The 2,412-nt window shown below is 25.8% G+C and carries 2 protein-coding genes and 1 pseudogene; all 3 read right to left on the reverse strand.

Annotated features, from left to right (window positions below; genetic code table 11):
* A pseudogene (locus MBCUR_RS01830) lies at nt 1-576 on the reverse strand (hypothetical protein); the annotation flags it as partial.
* A gap of 527 nt (nt 577-1,103) precedes the next feature.
* Nucleotides 1,104-1,607: a hypothetical protein gene (locus MBCUR_RS01835; RefSeq protein ID WP_067089507.1), complete on the reverse strand. Its 504-nt coding sequence runs from the start codon at nt 1,605-1,607 to the stop codon at nt 1,104-1,106.
* Between the two features lie 5 nt (nt 1,608-1,612).
* The coding region (locus tag MBCUR_RS01840; protein WP_169805777.1) for a transglutaminase-like domain-containing protein at nt 1,613-2,412 on the reverse strand (800 nt) is incomplete at its 5' end.

The raw sequence follows: 2,412 nt of genomic DNA on the forward strand, positions 1-2,412 counted from the left end.
AGCTCCTCCATTGGTTTTTGCCGTATTGTTAGAAAATGCAATTGAATTAATATTTAAATTGTTATTAGTATATATACAAGCACCATTAACAGCAGAATTACCTGTGAAAACTGAGTTAGAGTTTATATTGGTAGTTCCCCCATTTGTGAAAATGGCTCCACCATTTGAATTAGCATTATTCTTATTAAAATCAGTAGCAATAATATTTAAATCATTTAAACTGTAAATAGCTCCACCATTAGCAGATACATTGTTATTTAAAAATAAAACATTATTAACAGCCAATTTACCATTACTGTAGACACCACTACCATTAACAGCTTTATTATTAGTGAAATTAGAGCTATTTAAAATATTTACAGTACCATTATTAATATATAACCCAGCACCATTAGAGCTAGCAATATTGCTTGAAAATCCAATAGATTTAATGGTTAAATCAGAATTAGTGTAAATTCCACCACCATTAATGGCTTTATTATTATTAAAACTAGATTTATCAGTAATAGTTGTAATTCCACCATTTAAATATTGTGCTCCGCCATTAGTGGATGCATTGTTTCCATTAAACAACAATTTCATCACCTTTTATAATGTGTAAATTAAAATTTTCAAATAGTTACTAAAAAAATATTTAGAGATAAAAATTATTAAAAACAGAGTAGAAATTAATAATAAATTATCTTCAAGAAGTTTACTGATTTTATTAGCCTAAATCTATTTCACCTGTTATCATTTACACGAAATGAGCTTAAAAAATTATTATCTTTTTTATCATACATATTAAATTTCCAGTATATATAGTCTTGAAAATAAAGTTTATAAATAATGGTATTTTTTAAAAACTTTTATATTCATTTATTTCTCAATCTAAATAATTACAATATATATCTTTTTAATAATAAAATTATTAAAGATTATTTTAGAAATTAAAGACAATAACAACTCATATTTATAAAATAGATTAATATTCCAATAAATCATTAATTAGAATCTTTTCTTTCAGGACTATAATTAATTTAAGTGAATATGGTTTGTTGCAATATTACCATTTAAGCTAATGAATTTTTTGAAAGAGTACTAAATTATTTTTTCAGTAGATTTTAAAATTGCGTTGCTCTGCCTGTTGCATCTTCTAATAAAAATCCATTCAACCATTTGTTATTTGTGCTATTATAAACTTTAAAGCTCCAATATAAATGATTATTAGTGGGTTCAATATGGACACGGCTGTTATATCTATAACCATTATATTTTACATATACATTTGAATCTTCATATACATTTTTAGCTATTTTTGTAGCTAATTTAAATGCTTCTGTATAGGATAATCTGGATTTTTTAGGCATATTGTTAGGAAGATTATTATGTTTTACATTATCCCTATCATTATTAGGATTTATGTTATTTGTAGAAATATTAGCAGTATTAGTATTATTGTTTGTATTATTGTTAGTAATATTACTTGTGCTATTAGTAGTATTAGCTATTTTAGTATTATTTTTAGTATTGTCATCTTCAAGAGCTGAATTATTATAAATTAATCCAACAGAGATTATAATAATCAAAATTACAATGCATATATAAATTATTTTTTTTAATTTCATAATTATCATCTCCTTAATTTAATATTGGCTTTGATTTTTAAATCTGAGACAGAATAAAAAGCTCCACGACCATTAGTACTAACAATTTTCCATGGAGGATTATCATATTTATAGTATGAATGAATAGCATCTAAATAAACCCATTTGCTACTCGATTCAATATAAGCCATAGACCAATAATGAGGAAAGTTGTCAGAACCAAAGTCACAAACTGCATTTCCATAAAATGCTGGAATACCTACAGTTCGTAGCATTGCATTTACTAAGTGTGAGTGGTCAGCACAATTCATATTAGCATCCTTTGTGTTTAAAATTCGATCAAGTGACTTAACAGCACCCCACTTAGTGTTTTCATAGAAATCGTATTTTTCTTTTTGTTTTACCCAGTTAAATATTGCTACTGATTTACTGTAAGATGTAATTTTGCCAGTAAGGTTTGTGCTAAATATTTTAATAATTTGTCCAGTTATTTTTTCATTATTATTTGGACAATTTGGAGTGGATTTCAAGTAGTTTACATATTTCTTTTTTAAGCTGTCAGATAATGAAGATTTGAAATAGATACTAATGTTCGAAGCCACATAAGCTTTTTGGTTATATTTTGTTGTTTTTCCGTTTATTGTAGTGGAAATTGCTAAAGTGGTTAAAACATAAGGTTTTAATTTATTATTGACGCCAGTGTTAAGATTTTCAGTATGTTTGCCATAGTATGTGGTTTTGTAGCTGCTTGGAAATTTCTTTATTTTAATAGGGGAATATTTTTTGGTTTTTGAGTTTTGGACGTACCATTTTCCTGATATGCTTG

The sequence above is a fragment of the Methanobrevibacter curvatus genome, from assembly GCF_001639295.1.
GTDB classification, from domain to species: domain Archaea; phylum Methanobacteriota; class Methanobacteria; order Methanobacteriales; family Methanobacteriaceae; genus Methanoflexus; species Methanoflexus curvatus.

Excerpts from the sequence above, each read along its gene's own strand:
- MBCUR_RS01835 (WP_067089507.1), bottom strand. The coding sequence starts at position 1,607 with ATGAAATTAAAAAAAATAATTTATATATGCATTGTAATTTTGATTATT.